The 13,118-nt window shown below is 70.4% G+C and carries 16 protein-coding genes, 1 other RNA gene and 2 pseudogenes; 7 read left to right on the top strand and 12 right to left on the bottom strand.

Features of this window, described 5'->3' with window-relative positions:
* Window positions 1–20: 20 nt before the first annotated feature.
* Window positions 21–680: a bifunctional 4-hydroxy-2-oxoglutarate aldolase/2-dehydro-3-deoxy-phosphogluconate aldolase gene (locus tag SACTE_RS08795; RefSeq protein ID WP_014045683.1), complete on the bottom strand. Its 660-nt coding sequence runs from the start codon at window positions 678–680 to the stop codon at window positions 21–23.
* 71 nt (window positions 681–751) lie between these two features.
* Entirely contained in the window at window positions 752–1,552 is an 801-nt protein-coding gene (gene yaaA / locus SACTE_RS08790; protein WP_014045682.1) for a peroxide stress protein YaaA, read from the bottom strand.
* Between the two features lie 115 nt (window positions 1,553–1,667).
* On the opposite strand from yaaA, the gene rnpB reads away from it, so the two are divergent.
* Together rnpB and SACTE_RS34235 are read left to right on the top strand one after the other, a co-directional pair.
* An RNA gene (rnpB, locus tag SACTE_RS32640) (RNase P RNA component class A) lies at window positions 1,668–2,067 on the top strand.
* 324 nt (window positions 2,068–2,391) lie between these two features.
* Window positions 2,392–2,841: a hypothetical protein gene (locus tag SACTE_RS34235; protein ID WP_141708032.1), complete on the top strand. Its 450-nt coding sequence runs from the start codon at window positions 2,392–2,394 to the stop codon at window positions 2,839–2,841.
* Here SACTE_RS34235 and SACTE_RS34370 read toward each other — a convergent pair.
* The 5 genes from SACTE_RS34370 to SACTE_RS08765 all read right to left on the bottom strand — a co-directional run bounded on the left by SACTE_RS34370 (window position 2,828) and on the right by SACTE_RS08765 (window position 6,154).
* On the bottom strand, window positions 2,828–3,094 hold the full coding sequence (locus SACTE_RS34370) for a hypothetical protein (RefSeq protein ID WP_019992698.1): 267 nt from the start codon (window positions 3,092–3,094) through the stop codon (window positions 2,828–2,830). The two genes, SACTE_RS34235 and SACTE_RS34370, sit on opposite strands and share 14 nt — an antisense overlap.
* A gap of 132 nt (window positions 3,095–3,226) precedes the next feature.
* Window positions 3,227–3,775 carry a hypothetical protein gene (locus SACTE_RS08780; RefSeq protein WP_141708031.1) on the bottom strand — a complete coding sequence of 183 codons (549 nt, stop codon included), beginning with the start codon at window positions 3,773–3,775 and terminating at the stop codon, window positions 3,227–3,229.
* Window positions 3,776–3,846: 71 nt separating this feature from the next.
* Complete coding sequence (locus SACTE_RS08775) at window positions 3,847–5,079, bottom strand: hypothetical protein (protein ID WP_019992700.1); 1,233 nt, start codon at window positions 5,077–5,079, stop codon at window positions 3,847–3,849.
* Window positions 5,076–5,843 carry an ATP-binding cassette domain-containing protein gene (locus SACTE_RS08770; protein WP_014045679.1) on the bottom strand — a complete coding sequence of 256 codons (768 nt, stop codon included), beginning with the start codon at window positions 5,841–5,843 and terminating at the stop codon, window positions 5,076–5,078. The genes SACTE_RS08775 and SACTE_RS08770 overlap by 4 nt, the downstream gene beginning before the upstream one ends.
* A 68-nt stretch (window positions 5,844–5,911) precedes the next feature.
* Window positions 5,912–6,154 carry a hypothetical protein gene (locus SACTE_RS08765; RefSeq protein ID WP_226995151.1) on the bottom strand — a complete coding sequence of 81 codons (243 nt, stop codon included), beginning with the start codon at window positions 6,152–6,154 and terminating at the stop codon, window positions 5,912–5,914.
* A 438-nt stretch (window positions 6,155–6,592) separates the two neighbouring features.
* On the opposite strand from SACTE_RS08765, the pseudogene SACTE_RS33020 reads away from it, so the two are divergent.
* The 5 genes and pseudogenes from SACTE_RS33020 to SACTE_RS08745 form a co-directional block, all read left to right on the top strand.
* Window positions 6,593–6,892 (top strand): annotated as a pseudogene (locus tag SACTE_RS33020) (transposase family protein); the annotation flags it as partial.
* A pseudogene (locus SACTE_RS33015) lies at window positions 6,886–7,107 on the top strand (transcriptional regulator); the annotation flags it as partial. The pseudogenes SACTE_RS33020 and SACTE_RS33015, both read left to right, overlap by 7 nt.
* Before the next feature lie 52 nt (window positions 7,108–7,159).
* Window positions 7,160–7,513 (top strand): hypothetical protein, encoded by a 354-nt coding sequence (locus SACTE_RS08755; RefSeq protein ID WP_014045677.1) that lies wholly within the window; start codon window positions 7,160–7,162, stop codon window positions 7,511–7,513.
* Between the two features lie 287 nt (window positions 7,514–7,800).
* Window positions 7,801–8,388 carry a DUF2975 domain-containing protein gene (locus tag SACTE_RS08750; RefSeq protein ID WP_014045676.1) on the top strand — a complete coding sequence of 196 codons (588 nt, stop codon included), beginning with the start codon at window positions 7,801–7,803 and terminating at the stop codon, window positions 8,386–8,388.
* Entirely contained in the window at window positions 8,388–8,621 is a 234-nt protein-coding gene (locus SACTE_RS08745; protein WP_014045675.1) for a helix-turn-helix transcriptional regulator, read from the top strand. The genes SACTE_RS08750 and SACTE_RS08745 overlap by 1 nt, the downstream gene beginning before the upstream one ends.
* A 21-nt stretch (window positions 8,622–8,642) precedes the next feature.
* Here SACTE_RS08745 and SACTE_RS08740 read toward each other — a convergent pair whose 3' ends face one another.
* Genes SACTE_RS08740 through SACTE_RS08720 form a run of 5 tightly spaced genes read right to left on the bottom strand, consistent with a single transcriptional unit; the run spans window position 8,643 to window position 13,101 of the window.
* Entirely contained in the window at window positions 8,643–9,809 is a 1,167-nt protein-coding gene (locus SACTE_RS08740) for a zinc ribbon domain-containing protein (protein WP_014045674.1), read from the bottom strand.
* Window positions 9,810–9,813: 4 nt separating this feature from the next.
* The gene (locus tag SACTE_RS08735) at window positions 9,814–10,404 is read right to left on the bottom strand and encodes a phage tail protein I (protein WP_014045673.1); all 591 of its coding nucleotides are present in this window, start codon (window positions 10,402–10,404) and stop codon (window positions 9,814–9,816) included.
* Window positions 10,401–12,362, bottom strand: coding sequence for a putative baseplate assembly protein (locus tag SACTE_RS08730; protein ID WP_014045672.1), 1,962 nt, complete (start codon window positions 12,360–12,362; stop codon window positions 10,401–10,403). Before SACTE_RS08730 ends, SACTE_RS08735 begins: the two co-directional genes overlap by 4 nt.
* Window positions 12,362–12,784, bottom strand: coding sequence for a GPW/gp25 family protein (locus SACTE_RS08725; protein ID WP_014045671.1), 423 nt, complete (start codon window positions 12,782–12,784; stop codon window positions 12,362–12,364). The genes SACTE_RS08730 and SACTE_RS08725 overlap by 1 nt, the downstream gene beginning before the upstream one ends.
* Complete coding sequence (locus tag SACTE_RS08720; protein WP_014045670.1) at window positions 12,781–13,101, bottom strand: PAAR domain-containing protein; 321 nt, start codon at window positions 13,099–13,101, stop codon at window positions 12,781–12,783. The genes SACTE_RS08725 and SACTE_RS08720 overlap by 4 nt, the downstream gene beginning before the upstream one ends.
* Window positions 13,102–13,118: the final 17 nt, after the last annotated feature.

Raw genomic sequence — 13,118 nt, 5'->3', positions numbered from 1 at the left:
GGCGGGGGCGGGCCCGGCGCTCAGCCGCGTGCCAGGGCGGACGCCTCGGCCGCCAGCCGCTCCACCCGGGCCCAGTCCTTCGCCGCCACCGCGTCGCCGGGCACCATCCAACTGCCGCCCACGCAGCCCACGTTCTTCAGCGCCAGATAGGACGGGGCGGAGGCGAGCGAGATACCGCCCGTCGGGCAGAACCGGGCCTGCGGCAGCGGCGAGGACAGGGCCTTGAGATAGGCGGTGCCGCCGGCCGCCTCGGCCGGGAAGAACTTCATCTCCGTGACGCCGCGTTCCAGCAGCGCCACCACCTCGGACGTGGTCGAGACCCCCGGCAGGAACGGCACCCCCGACGCCTTCAAGGCGTCCAGCAGCGTGTCCGTCCAGCCCGGGCTGACCAGGAAGCGGGCCCCGGCGGCGACCGTGTCGGACACGTGCGCCACGGAGATCACGGTCCCCGCGCCCACCACGGCCCCAGGCACCTCCGCGGCGATGGCCCGGATCGCGTCCAGCGCGGCGGGGGTCCGCAGCGTCACCTCGATCGCCGGGAGCCCGCCCGCGACCAGCGCCCTGGCCAGCGGGACCGCGTCGGCAGCGTCCTCCAGGACGACGACGGGGATGACGGGGGCGAGATCCAGGACGGAGGCCGAGGAGGAAGCGGGCGTGGCGGAGGGCGCGGGGGAGGTCATGCCCTCATCCTGCCGCGCTCCCGCACCCTACGCAACGGGCGTTGCGCATGCTGCAACACCTGCCGTCGCGGTCAGTGGATCTCCGTGACCACCACGTCGAGCGACCACGCCCGGCCGCCGCGCGCCGGGGCCTCGGCCTCGACGACGTACCCGAGGTCCCGCAGCGCCTCCACCAGCTCGGCGGGACCCTTCGGCCGGGCCCCCGCGGTCAGCAGATCGCGGACCATCCGTCCCTTGGTGGCCTTGTTGAAGTGGCTGACCACCGACCGCTTCTCCACGCCGTCCACCGTCCGTGACTGGAGCACCCGCACGCTCGCGGTGCGCTCCGCCACCTCGCCCACCGGCTTCCACGCCGAGGCGTACGCCGACGACCGCAGGTCCAGCACGAGCCCGTCCCCGGCCGCCTCGGGCATCACCGAGGCCATCGGGGCCCGCCAGTACGCGCCGAGCCCGCCCAGTCCCGGCAGCCGGACCCCCATCGAGCAGCGGTACGAGGGGATGCGGTCGCCCACGCGAACCGCGCCCCACAGCCCGGAGAAGACCAGCAGGGACGAAGCGGCCCGCCGCTTGGCGGCCGCGTCCAGCGAGGCCAGGCCGAGGGCGTCGTAGAGCACCCCGGTGTAGATCTCCCCGGCGGGCCGGGTCGCGGCCGTGCGCAGCTCCGCGTTCTTGGCGACCTCGCCGCGCAGCCCCTCGCTCAGGCCGAGCACCTCACGGGCCTTGTCCTCGTCGGCCGCGCACAGCTCGACCAGCTCGTCGAGGACCGCGGCCCGCGCCCCGGCCAGGCCCGGCAGGGACAGGGACTCGGGCTTCAGGGGTGCTCCGCGCCCCGGTGCGGCCTTTCCTTCGGAGGGCGGCAACAGCACGAGCACAGACGTTCTCCTTCGGACGTGACGCAGGGCCCCGCACGCGCGGGAGCCCGTCAGCAAGGGTACGGCGGGCGGCGGACCCTCCCCCCGCGCCGGGTAGCATGGGCGGCACGGCAGACGAGCCGGGCGGACGGCCGCGTGGGGATCTCCGGATCCTCCCGAGGAACGTCCGGGCTCCACAGGGCAGGGTGGTGGCTAACGGCCACCCGGGGTGACTCGCGGGACAGTGCCACAGAAAACAGACCGCCCGGGACCTCGGTCCCGGGTAAGGGTGAAACGGTGGTGTAAGAGACCACCAGCGCCTGAGGTGACTCAGGCGGCTAGGTAAACCCCACCCGGAGCAAGGTCAAGAGGGAGCACCTCGGTGCTCCTGCGCGAACGTTCGAGGGCGGCCCGCCCGAGTTCGCGGGTAGACCGCAGGAGGCCGGCAGCAATGCCGGTCCTAGATGGATGGCCGTCTCCCCGGCCGCCGCGAGGCGACCGGGCGACAGAACCCGGCGTACAGCCCGACTCGTCTGCCGCCACCTGCGGCTTTGCCTCAGAAGGGCCTCCGACCTGCGTCGGAGGCCCTTTTCGGCCTTTCAGGGGCTTGCTGCGTTAGGCAGCGAAAAGTACCTCGAAAGTCCCTCAGGCAGCGCTGAAAGTCCCTGAAGAGTCCCTGGGGGGCAAGGGCGCTGACGCCTCTGTGCCGGCCTGGGTACAGGCCTGGTCTCGTGCAGGCCGGGCAAGTATGCGGCGAGGCTGGCCGGCCCTCCTTTCCCCTCTCCACGCGCCGACGGCAGGCAGAGGTCCTGCACAAGTCGGGTGATCATGATGCCGGAACGCGCATAGACGTATCCGTCATGGCAACAGCGCTCGAAGCGGGCGAACCATGGCTGGCGAATGCCGTCATCCACCGGCTGTCCGAAGAGAAGGTCGACGCCGCCGATCACCTGATTCGTTCGGCGAACGCACTGGGGGACTTGGCGTTCTTCGAGCAGTACCACGACGTTTCGTTGGCCGATGTCACCGCCAGCATCGATGGCCTGCAGCCGGAGTGCCCCCACGCTGTCCTCGCGGCTGCCTGGTTCGCTGAACATGCCATTGCCCAAGGGCAACCGGACCTGGTCCGGCAACGTGCGGCCGTACTGCGAGCGGCGAGGCAGGGAAGTGGCCTGTCTGCAACGAACTCAGTGCGTGAGCGTACCCTCGGGCATCTGTCGAACCAGAATCACTCCCGCAGAGCGGCTTCAGGCCCTGAGGCAGTACCTGCGCCACGCAGCGGCTTCGGCGAGTTGGTCAGCCGAACGTGAGGCCCACGAACTGTTCGGGCGACTGCACCTCGAGCACAAACTGGCCAGCCAAGCTGCAGGTCACTTGACCGCAGCCGGCAGCGAAAAACTCCTCAAGGAACTGGGCGCGCACCTCCCAGAAGAGCGAGTCGACGAACCGCCCCGGCTTCGCCGAGGGTTCAGGAACATCCGCGCTCACCTCGCCTGCCCGGCCCCTCTTCTCAAACTCCGAGGCACTGGCCCCGGACGGCCACCCGGCGTCAAGAACAGACACCGGGCGCCCCGCTACGACGTCCGCAGGACCGTCAAACGCCCCGAGACCCTCACGTCCATCGGCAAGCCCGGAAGACCTTGGTAGATAAAGAACAAGCTGAATCCTGATGGGCCCTCTGGCGGTCAGTCTTCTTCAGGACTGTCGGTTGGCGCGCAGCATGAAGAGGCTGATGCCTGCACCGAAGAGCACTGTGCTCACGGTCCACGCTGTGCCGTTTCCGACCGCTGCGCGTGGCCATTCCCACCACTGGGCATCGGTCCCTCGTGCTCCTGGTGCGCCGATCAGGAACGCGGGCACGGTCTGAGCCACCGGGAGGAGCCAGGAGAGCCGGGAGCCGAGTGCCGCGGCGGAGAGCGCCGAAAGCCCTGTGAAGCCCAGCAGGTTCCGTAATGCCAGGGGGAGAGCAGGGGCGTCCTGGGACAGGAGCAGAGCCAGACAGGTAAGAGTTGCCGCAGTGGCGAAGGCGGCGGTGAGGTGCAGGCTGAGGAGGTGGCGGCGGGGCAGGGCGGCAGCGTGGGAGAAGTCCGCCATGTGGTCGATGGTCGACATCAGTACACCTACGCTCAGCAGGAGAGGAATGAATCCTGCCCCGGTGGCGGGGATGGGCTTGTCGCCGCTGACGTTGGGGAACAGGACGGCCTGGCCGCCCCACCACGTCAGGGCGACTGCGCATCCGGTCATGAAGATGAGGGAGCGCACGCTGTGATGGGACCTGAGATGGCTCCGAAGGGGTGAGAACCCTCGATCGGCTGTCAGCACGGTGCCTGCATCTCCTTGACCCACTTCGTGGCGGATTCGACCTGCTGAGAGTCACGAAGAGCCATAACTGCGCGGACATCCTGCTGCCATGAGGTGTCTCCCGAATACTCGTAGGAGGGCAGCTTGGTGTATTTCGCCGCCCGTGCCTCGAGCCACGCTTCGAGTCGTAGTCCTGCGTCCACCCGGACCTGCATCTTTCGCTCAGGTTCTTCTTCACACCATTTCTTATGAGACTCGGTCATCTCGATAAGGACGGTATGAAGCAGGTCCTGTGACCCGTGGTCCAGGGTGAAGCCTCCGGCGCCGGCTTCCCCAAGCCCTTGCTCCATGAACTGGGCTGGGGGGAAAAGGACTCCTTCGGCGGCCTGTGTGATCTTCTTTGCCGCTTCGACTGCTTCCGGGAGACGGTCCGCATGCTCGGGCCACACGCAGACGGAACTTTCAGCGCTCTGCGCGCATACTGGTTCTTCGGCCTGCCTGTTCTCCAGGAGAAGGCTCCCGTTTCCCGGCATGGCGACGATAGCGATCAATGTCGCGGCGGAAAAGAAAACACCTGTGCCTGAGGTGACTTTCCTGCGCCCGCTTGATTCCAGAACCCAGCCCACCGTGCAGGCAGCTGCCAGTGCCAGAACCATAACGGCAAGACGCCAGGCGAGATGCGTGGGCGAAAGGCGCACATCGATTGAATGGTAGAAGGCGATGTTCGCGAGCGGTGATGAGTTGGAACTGAATACCAGGCTGAAGAGGAGGAAGCCGCCGATCGCCGCGATTGCCCCGGTGAACCGGGTAGGCGCGATTCGGCCGAGCAAGTGCCCCAGAGCGAGTGCGAAAATGATTCCGCTGAGACCGAACAGCGGGTACTCGAGCCAAGGCCCCCCGGGTGCTCCCACCGTCGCAACCCAGGCACATGCAGTGCACAGCACGTAGGTAAGGCAGAGCCACGCGGCGTCAGCGGACAGCCGAGTCAGTTCCACCTGCGGCAGCGGCCGAGCGGCCAGAAGCAGATCCGAGCCGCTGCGGCGCAGTCGAGAGGACTGCTGAGCGGCAAGGCCCACTCCGGCGATCATCAAGGGCACCGCCGCCCGTGTCGCCGCCGCCGACGTCTCCGGCCAAGAGCCCTGCCAGGAATCATCGACGAGGAAGACCATCGCCGCTGCGGCGGCGAGCAAAGGAAGCACTGCCCAGCGCAACGGGGTGCGTCGGAACTCGACGAGGAACCCGGTCACTGAGCACCCGCCCGGTCCTGCACGGAAGGCGCACCGAGAGCCGTTGCATACCCGCGCTCCAAGGGGGTGTCCCCTGGTGCATCGGCGGTACTGAGCGCCTGCAGGTCTGCCGGCGGCCCGACGAAACGCAGTGTGCCCTCGTACAGCACACCCATACGGGCACACGTATGCGCCACGTCTTCGACGAGGTGCGTGCTCAGCAGGACACAGCTGTCCTGTGCCAAGTCGCGCACCAGCTCGCGAAACCGGACGCGCTGATGCGGATCCAGGCCCGTGGTGGGCTCGTCAAGGATGATCAGTGTAGGACGGCCAGCGATGGCCTGGGCGATGCCAGCCCGCCGGAGCATGCCACCGGAGAGCTTGCGCAGCGGAGTGCTCGCCTGGCTCTGGAGTTCCACCCGCGCGATGGCCTCTGCTGCCGCCTGCGTGATGTCGTTTCGCGGTACCTCACGCAGCCACGCGCAGTGCCGCACGAAGTCTGTGACGGTGAAGTCGGCAGGATAGGCGAAACTCTGCGGGAGGTAACCGATTTCGCGCCGTGCCGCGCGTAGCTCCTTGAGCTTTCGAACATCGTGTCCGAACAACTTGAGAGTCCCCGAAGTCGGCCGACTCACGGTGGCCAGACTGCGCAAAAGCGTGCTTTTCCCGGCCCCGTTGGGGCCCAACAGGCCGAAGGCGCCGGCCTCGAGCGTGAGACTGACGCCTTGAATCACCGGCCTCCCGCGGTATCCCTGGTGCAGATCGTTCACTTCAACCAACAGCATGTGTGATCCTATTGACAGCGTTGGGGGGCGTACTTGCACTACGCCCCCCAACGCGCTCACTGAGCTACTTACAGCAGCTCGACGACGACCTTCTCGATGTTGAAGGTGCAGTCGGGGACATAGACGCGCACCGTACGGCTCTTCTGGTCCACTCGCTGCGAGTAGAGGTCGGCCTCGAAGTCACAGACGGCCTTCGCCCTCCACTTACCGGAGCCGGTGCACTCAGCCCACCCGCCCGTGCTCCCAGCGCTCGTCTTGCAGGACAGCGCCTGGGCACCGACCTCACCGGCCGAGGCTGGCGAAGCCGCCATCAGGCCGACAGTCACGAACGCGGCGCTTATGACGGCGGCAGCTCTCTTACGCATAGAAAGTTTTCCTCCATGAGGGCTGCGCACCAGGAATATCCCAGTTGTGAAGAACTTATGTCGCATGATGATCTTTGCGCAGCCTCAAGATCAAGATTGGCCGAAAAGGGGCCACTGTCATCCTTGGGGTGCAATCATTATCTGCAATTTTAACCTTATGTCGCCAGTGTTTGAACGGGAAGGTTTGGCTAGTGGCTGAAATTGCGTACACAATGGCGCGGTTTGAGGCTATATGTAAAATGCTTCATGAGTTGTAATGGCATAGGGGCTTTGACTCCTGATGTTGAACACACGAGACACTGAGCGTTTTCAGGGTGGCCACTGATCGGGTGACGGGCCGGTGTGAGGTCGGGGTGCGCAACGGACAGGTCCAGCCCCCGTGCCGTTCTGTGGCTGTCGACGGCACTGCCCGGCAGGGCCCACGATCTGACCGCCGCCCGCACCCACAAGATCCTCCGAATCTGCGAGCGCCAGGGCGTTCCAGTCCTTGCCGACATGGCCTACGTCGGCGCCGGCGACTGGGGCACCACCGCCGAGTGCCGACCACCAGGCGGTGAACTCACCGTCACCGAGCAGACCTTCAACCGAGCTCTGTCTGCGGCCCGGGCGCCCGTCGAGCGCGGCATGGCATGGCTGAAGTCCTGGCGGATCTTCCGAGGATCCCGCATCAGCCCTGGGAAGCTGAGAAAGTGCATGCCCTCGACGGCGCTCACCCCCACAACGGCGGCTGGCTCCGCTTCGACGGTTCCCGCCTGGCCGAGGAGAGAGGGGCCTGCTACCTCCAGCTGGGCCGCCCCGATCTCGCAGAGGAAGCGCTCACCGCAGCCCTTGCCCAGCCTCTGTCCCTGCGTCGCCGCGCTGCTGTCCTGAGTGACCTCGCCGTGCTCGGGGCGCACAGGCATCACCGAATCGCGGCGCTTCCGCGCACCGCATGATGAGAGGGACGCGCGCATGAATGACGGCCGGATCCTCCGTGAGGCGTGGATCGACGGTGTGAACAAGCGCTATCCCGGCAAGCCGAAGCCCGGCTACGTCACGCCGTGGGACGAGACGCCCGCGTGGGAGCGCGAAGCCGCCGCCGCCGTGTACGGGCAGGTGCGCGACTTCATCGAGGTCAGCGGCGGGCATGCGGCACGGCTCACTCGCGAGCAGAAGGGCCGATTCGTCGCGCTCTGCTGGACTGCCCAGATGTTCAGGCACGTCGAAGACCCGAAGCCCGGATATGTTGCCGACTGGTCCGAACTGCCGGTCTGTCGACGGGAGGCGGACGCGGACATCTTCGAACGCATCGAGGGGACCGTCTGATCTCAGGAGCGACGGCGTCCCCGTCCGGGCCCATCCGAGCGAGGATGTCGCCACCCGCGGCTCTCCCCGGCGCCTCGGCGCCGGATCGCTCCCCGTGGTGTCGCACGGCGTCGCCCTGTCCGGGAGTTCCCGGCCCCGGAGATCCGGCGGCCCCGGAGATCCGGACCTGGCGTCCACTCCCCCCTCCCCGCGTACGGCCGGGCATGCCCTCGACGGCCATGGGGGTATCGAATATCGATAGGGTGCTCTACGCTGGCCCCTATCGACAATCGATAGGGGCGGGTGCGATGACCACGCGACTCACGGGGATCCTGGCCTCGGTGACCTTCTTCCTGGCGGTGCTCTGCGGGCTCGCCTTCCTCGGCACGGCCGTCACGCACATGCTGGACGACGGAGCGGTCTGCGTGCAGACGGACTTCTGGCGCAACGCCTCCCTGGGGCCGGACGGCCTGCCGGTCGGAGAAGGCGTGAAGGCGTCCAGCAGCGCCGCCCGTCTCTGCCAGGACGACCCGTCCCTGGGGCAGCGTGCCGCCGACCTCGGGGGCCGGCTGCCCTGGCTGCTGTTCGGCGCCCTCGCGCTGCTGCTCTTCTCCCGGCTGCTCAACTCCGTCCTGCTGCGGGGGCCGTTCACCGACGTGGTGGCTCACCGGCTCACGCTCCTCGGCTGGTGCGTCGCCGTGGGCACGCCGCTGGCGGGCCTGGTCGCCGGCTGGTCGCAGTCCTGGCTCGTCGGGAGCATGGCCCCGATCGTGGGTTCCGGTCCGACACTCTCGGGGCCGCTCGTGCTCGTCCTCGCGGGCCTCGCCGCAGTGATCATGGGGAGGATCATGCGCGAGGGCGTGCGCATGCGGGAGGATCTCGAAGGGACCATCTGATGCCGGAAGAGGAACCCCACGCGATCCGGATCCACCTCGACCGGATCCTCGCCGAGCGCGGCATGACGCTCACCGAACTGTCCGCACAGGTGGGCATCACCGTCGTCAACCTGTCCGTACTCAAGAACGGGCGGGCCAAGGCCATCCGCTTCTCGACCCTGTCGAGGATCTGCGACGTCCTCCGGTGCCAGCCGGGAGACCTGATCACCCACGATCCGGCCGACCCCGGCTGAGAGGGCGGCCGGCCAAGTCCCTCAGCTCCTGCGGAAGAACTCGATCTCGCCCAGTGCGACGGGCTGTTCGCCGACCGGCCCCGCCGCGTCCCGCAGGACCAGCTGTACGGAGACCACGTCGCTGATGCCCATCCGGACGTCCTGCTCTCCCGGCTTGTCGTTGAACGTCACCGTCCGGGTGTCCGTGTCGCCGTCCGCCGTGGTCACCCGCAGTTCGGCCCGGACGGGCCGGGCGGTCCGCCGGAACTCCTCGGGTTCCACGGATGAGCCGGTGTGCACGACGATGCCCACCAGCCGGAACGGTTCACTGAAGTCGCAGGTCAGCGTGGCGTCGAGCGCGGGGGCGCCCCAGTACGTGTTGGTGATCCCGTCCGTGGCCGCCGTCGCGGGGTGGCCCGGTGCCTGGGCGCTCGCGGTGACCTCGCTCGGGCTGACCGCCGCGGTGCCGCCGAGCTTGTCGCGTACGTCCTCGAAGACGTAACGGCCTGCCGGGAGCAGCAGGAAGCCGGTGACGAGGAGCGCGGCCACGAACAGCAGCAGGATGCCGCGGCGCAGCCACCGGCCGTCGGAGCCGCCGCGTACCGTGCGGCGGAACGGCCACACCGTGCGCCACCACGGCAGGGGGGCCTCGGCTGCGGACGGGCGGAGCCGGGCCGCGCAGCGGCGGCAGAACTGCCGTTCCGGGACGTTCGGCGTGCCGCACGCCGGGCACGGGGGCCCGTCCGGGGTCTCCTCCGCCGCGACCGGGCGTACGACGGGGCGCTGTGCCACCGGCTTCGCGGGCCGCACCGGGAGCACCGGGGCGGGGCCGGCGGCAGGGGAAGGAGAGGCGGTGGGTGCCCGCGGGGCCGGTGGCCGAGGGGCGGGCCCCGGGGTGCCCGTGCGCGCTGGCGCGTCCGGCGGCCGGGGCGCGGGCGCGGTGGAGGGCGCCGCCTCGGCGGCGGGCCGGGGGACCGGGGCGGCCTCGTCCGGCGGCGCGGGTGCGGGGCCGGCCGAGGCGGCGTCGGGCGGTGGGGTGCGTGTGGGCCCGGCCGTCGTGGGCGGCGGGGCCGGGGCGGGCTCGGGGACGGGCTCCGGAACGGGTGCGGGCTCCGGCCGCTCCTGGGACCAGCCCAGGTACGAGCCGCAGTTGCCGCAGAAGTCGTCGCTCTCCCCGTTGGCCGACCCGCACGCCGGACATGAACGCATCGCTTCAGGCCTCTCTCTGGTCTTCGGGCCGGTCGTGGGGCCGGTCGTCGGGCGGGCCCGGCAGGACCTCGACCCGGCAGGTGAGGTGGACGGGGCACGACGCCGCGACGACGTCCAGGATCTGGTCCTCGTCCACCCGCGCCGCGCGCACCGGCCAGACCCGCACCCGCAGTTCGCCCGGAGGCGCGCCCGGAAGCTCCGTGCCGGCCGTGGACGACCAGGCCGCGCCGCCGCCGTCCGAGATGTCGCAGTGCACGCCGAAGCAGAGCCGGAGCCGCTCGGCCAGTCCCCGGCGGGTGCCGCGCCACCGGTGCAGCTCCACCGCGCGGACGACGACGGCCCGCCGCAGCTCCTCGGGCCAGGCCGCGTCGGCGTCCACCCCGACCCAGGACGACAGCCACGGCAGGAAGTCCGCGGGCGCCAGGGCCGGATCGAAGTAGGCGGGCAGGTTGTCCAGCGTGGACAGCACCGGCGCCAGGACGGTGTCGAGCCCCGCGGTGAACCGCTGGGCCAGATCGTCGTCGGCGTAGATCGCGGGCAGCAGTTCGCCGATCGGGTAGCGCGTCGGCAGGCCGGGTACGGCGGACCTCGTCATGACAGGTCGTCCGGTCCGGCCGCGGTGACCACCACTTGGTGCTGGTAGGAGAAGACCAGCGCGTCGCGCGCCACGTCGATCCGGTCGGCCGGTGCGCCGCGCCGGCCCGTGACCGGGTCCGCCGGGAACAGCCGTACCTCCTCGACCAGTCGGGCGCCCGCCACCCCTTGGAGCACGGCGAACACCTCCCCGTACTGCACGGGCCGGCCGAACGGCCAGCCCGCGCCGTCGGTGCCGCCGCGCAGCGGGTCGAGGCGGCGGAAGAGCGCGGTCAGCGCGTCCTCGCGGACCCGGTCCACCTCGCCGGGCGCCGCCACCAGCCGGGCGACCACCGTGACGCCCTGGTAGGCCGGGGGTTCCACGACCAGCCGGGTACCGACCAGCCGGCGCTCGTCCAGCCGCCCGGCGATCGCGGCCAGCACCTGGTCGGAGGGGATCAGCTGCTCGAACCGCAGCCGGTCGCCCTCGTCGGCGACCGCGTCGGGCACCACCAGGACGCGGACGGCGCCGGGTTCACCCGCCGCGGCCGGCAGACACCGCACCCGCCGTACCGACGGGGCCGCCTGCGCCGCGATGAGCTCGTAGTCCTCGGCGGTGACCGCCCGCTCCTGGACCCGCAGCACGTTCGGCGCCCGCAGTTTGGCGTTCTCGACGCTCTCGCCGTCCACCCCGCCGCGGGCCGCCTCCCGGTTGCCGACCCCGGCGACGTACGGCACGGAGCTGCGCAGGACCGAGATCGCGCCCCGGGCGACGTTCCCGGCGGCGCCGCCCCCCGTCCGGTAGCGGGGGACCCGCAGCTGCGCACCCTTCTCCGGGACCGCGCCGTAGGGGCGCATCGTCCCGTCCGCCTCGCGCACAGCGGGCGGGAACGTGAACTCGCCGGAGGTGGCGTCGATCCGTACGTGCCGGTCGTCGGGCGAGGAGGCCCCGAAGTGCTCGACGGCCGTCCAGGTCTGCCAGCCGTCGGCCGAGGACACCTCGACCACCGGCGCATCGCCGTCGAGCAGCAGGGGCGGGCGGCTCAGGGTGAAACGCTGCCCCGCGACCCCCGCGGAGACACCCAGGGGCACGTCACGGACCACCTCCGCGTGCTCGACGGTCGCGGTGCCGCCGACCGTGAACACCTCAGCCTCCCGGACCGTCGGGGACTCCGAGTAGAACGGCTGGCCGGTCGCCGGCTCCACGACCCGGCAGCGCAGCCACCCGGCCCGGGTCCCCGCGACCACCGAAGCGGTGTGCGCGCCCGGCACGAACACCGTCACCTCACCGGGGCGGTTCAGCCCGCCCGTGGTGTCGGTAGCGGTCTCGCACACGGCCCAGCGCGCCCCGTCCCAGGCCTCCCACACCAGCGGAGGCTGGCGCGGGTCGACGCCGACACCCTCGACCCGGCTGTCCAGCCGCACGGTGACGACGCACCGCGGCACGGCCGTGGGCAGACCGAACAGCACGGCGTCCCCGGGGGCCGGCTGCGGCTGGAAGCACGGGATGTCCGCACCGGAGGCGAGATGCGCCGTCCGGTCGGTCTGGCCCCCTGACGCGGGCGCGGTGACCAGGCGGACCAGCGAGCTCGGCACGATCGGCAGATCCTCGGTGGTGGAGAACACCACCGCCTCCTGCGCCTCACCACCCGCGGTGGCCACTTCGGTGCCCGCCCCCAGGTGGACCGTCTCCGCCTGCGGGGCCGACAGCCAGAAGTCGACGTCGGCCCGCGCCGCGGCCGGCGGGAACAGCGTCACACCGAGCAGGTCCAGGAAGGCCGCGTAGTTCTTCTCCGGCACCCGGTTCAGCCGGTACAGCAGCTGGTCGACCATGTACGCGAAGGTCTCGATGAGGGTGACCCCGGGATCGGAGACGTTGTGGTCGGTCCACTCGGGCGACCGCTGCTGGACGTACCTCTTCGCTTCGTCCACCAGCTGCTGGAAGCGCCGGTCGTCCAGATTGGGGGAGGGCAGTGCCATCAGCTCACTCCTGCGTCCTCGGAACCCTCCGAGGACGGGATCGTGTAGAAGGGGAAGACGAGGTTGCGGAGGTCGTTCGTGGAGCGCACCGTGTACCGCACGTCGATGTAGAGGGTGCCCTCGTCGATCGTGTCGAAGGCGATCACCACGTCGGTCACCTCGATGCGGGGTTCCCAGCGCTCCAGCGCGGTCCGCGTCTCCTGCGCGATCCGCCCGGCCGTCGCGCCGTCGCCGGGCGCGAAGACGTAGTCGTGGATGCCGCAGCCGAACTCCGGCCGCATCGGGCGCTCCCCGGGGGCGGTACCGAGCACCAGCCGGATCGCCTCCTCGATCTCCCGGTCGCGCTCGACCATGCCGATGCCCCCCGTGGGGCCCACCCGCAGCGGGAAGCCCCAGCCGCGGCCGATGAAGTGCCCGCTCACAGCGGTCCCCCGATCAGGACGTTCGGCGCCCCGGTCAGGATGGCCGCCCCGCAGGTGGTGGTGTCCCGTACGCGGGCCGCGGGCAGCCCGCCGATCAGGACCACGCCGGTCACCGCGGCGGCCGGGTTCGGCATGACGACGTTGCCGGGCCCCAGCGCCGCGTGCGGCGGCACCACGCACACGTGCAGGCTTCCCGTGACGGCGGCCGGCCGGCCGCCGATCAGCACGGTGGCGACGGCGGCCGCGGCCCCCGGGGGCGGGGTGCCGACGGCTCCGCCGTGGACGGTGGTGTCGCCCATGCGGGCCGCAGCTGGCATCGTCGCTACTCCTTGGG

Source organism: Streptomyces sp. SirexAA-E (genome assembly GCF_000177195.2).
Lineage (GTDB): Bacteria > Actinomycetota > Actinomycetes > Streptomycetales > Streptomycetaceae > Streptomyces > Streptomyces flavovirens.
Note: the sequence above shows the minus strand (reverse complement) of the source record. Positions and strands in the feature narration are given on the sequence as shown.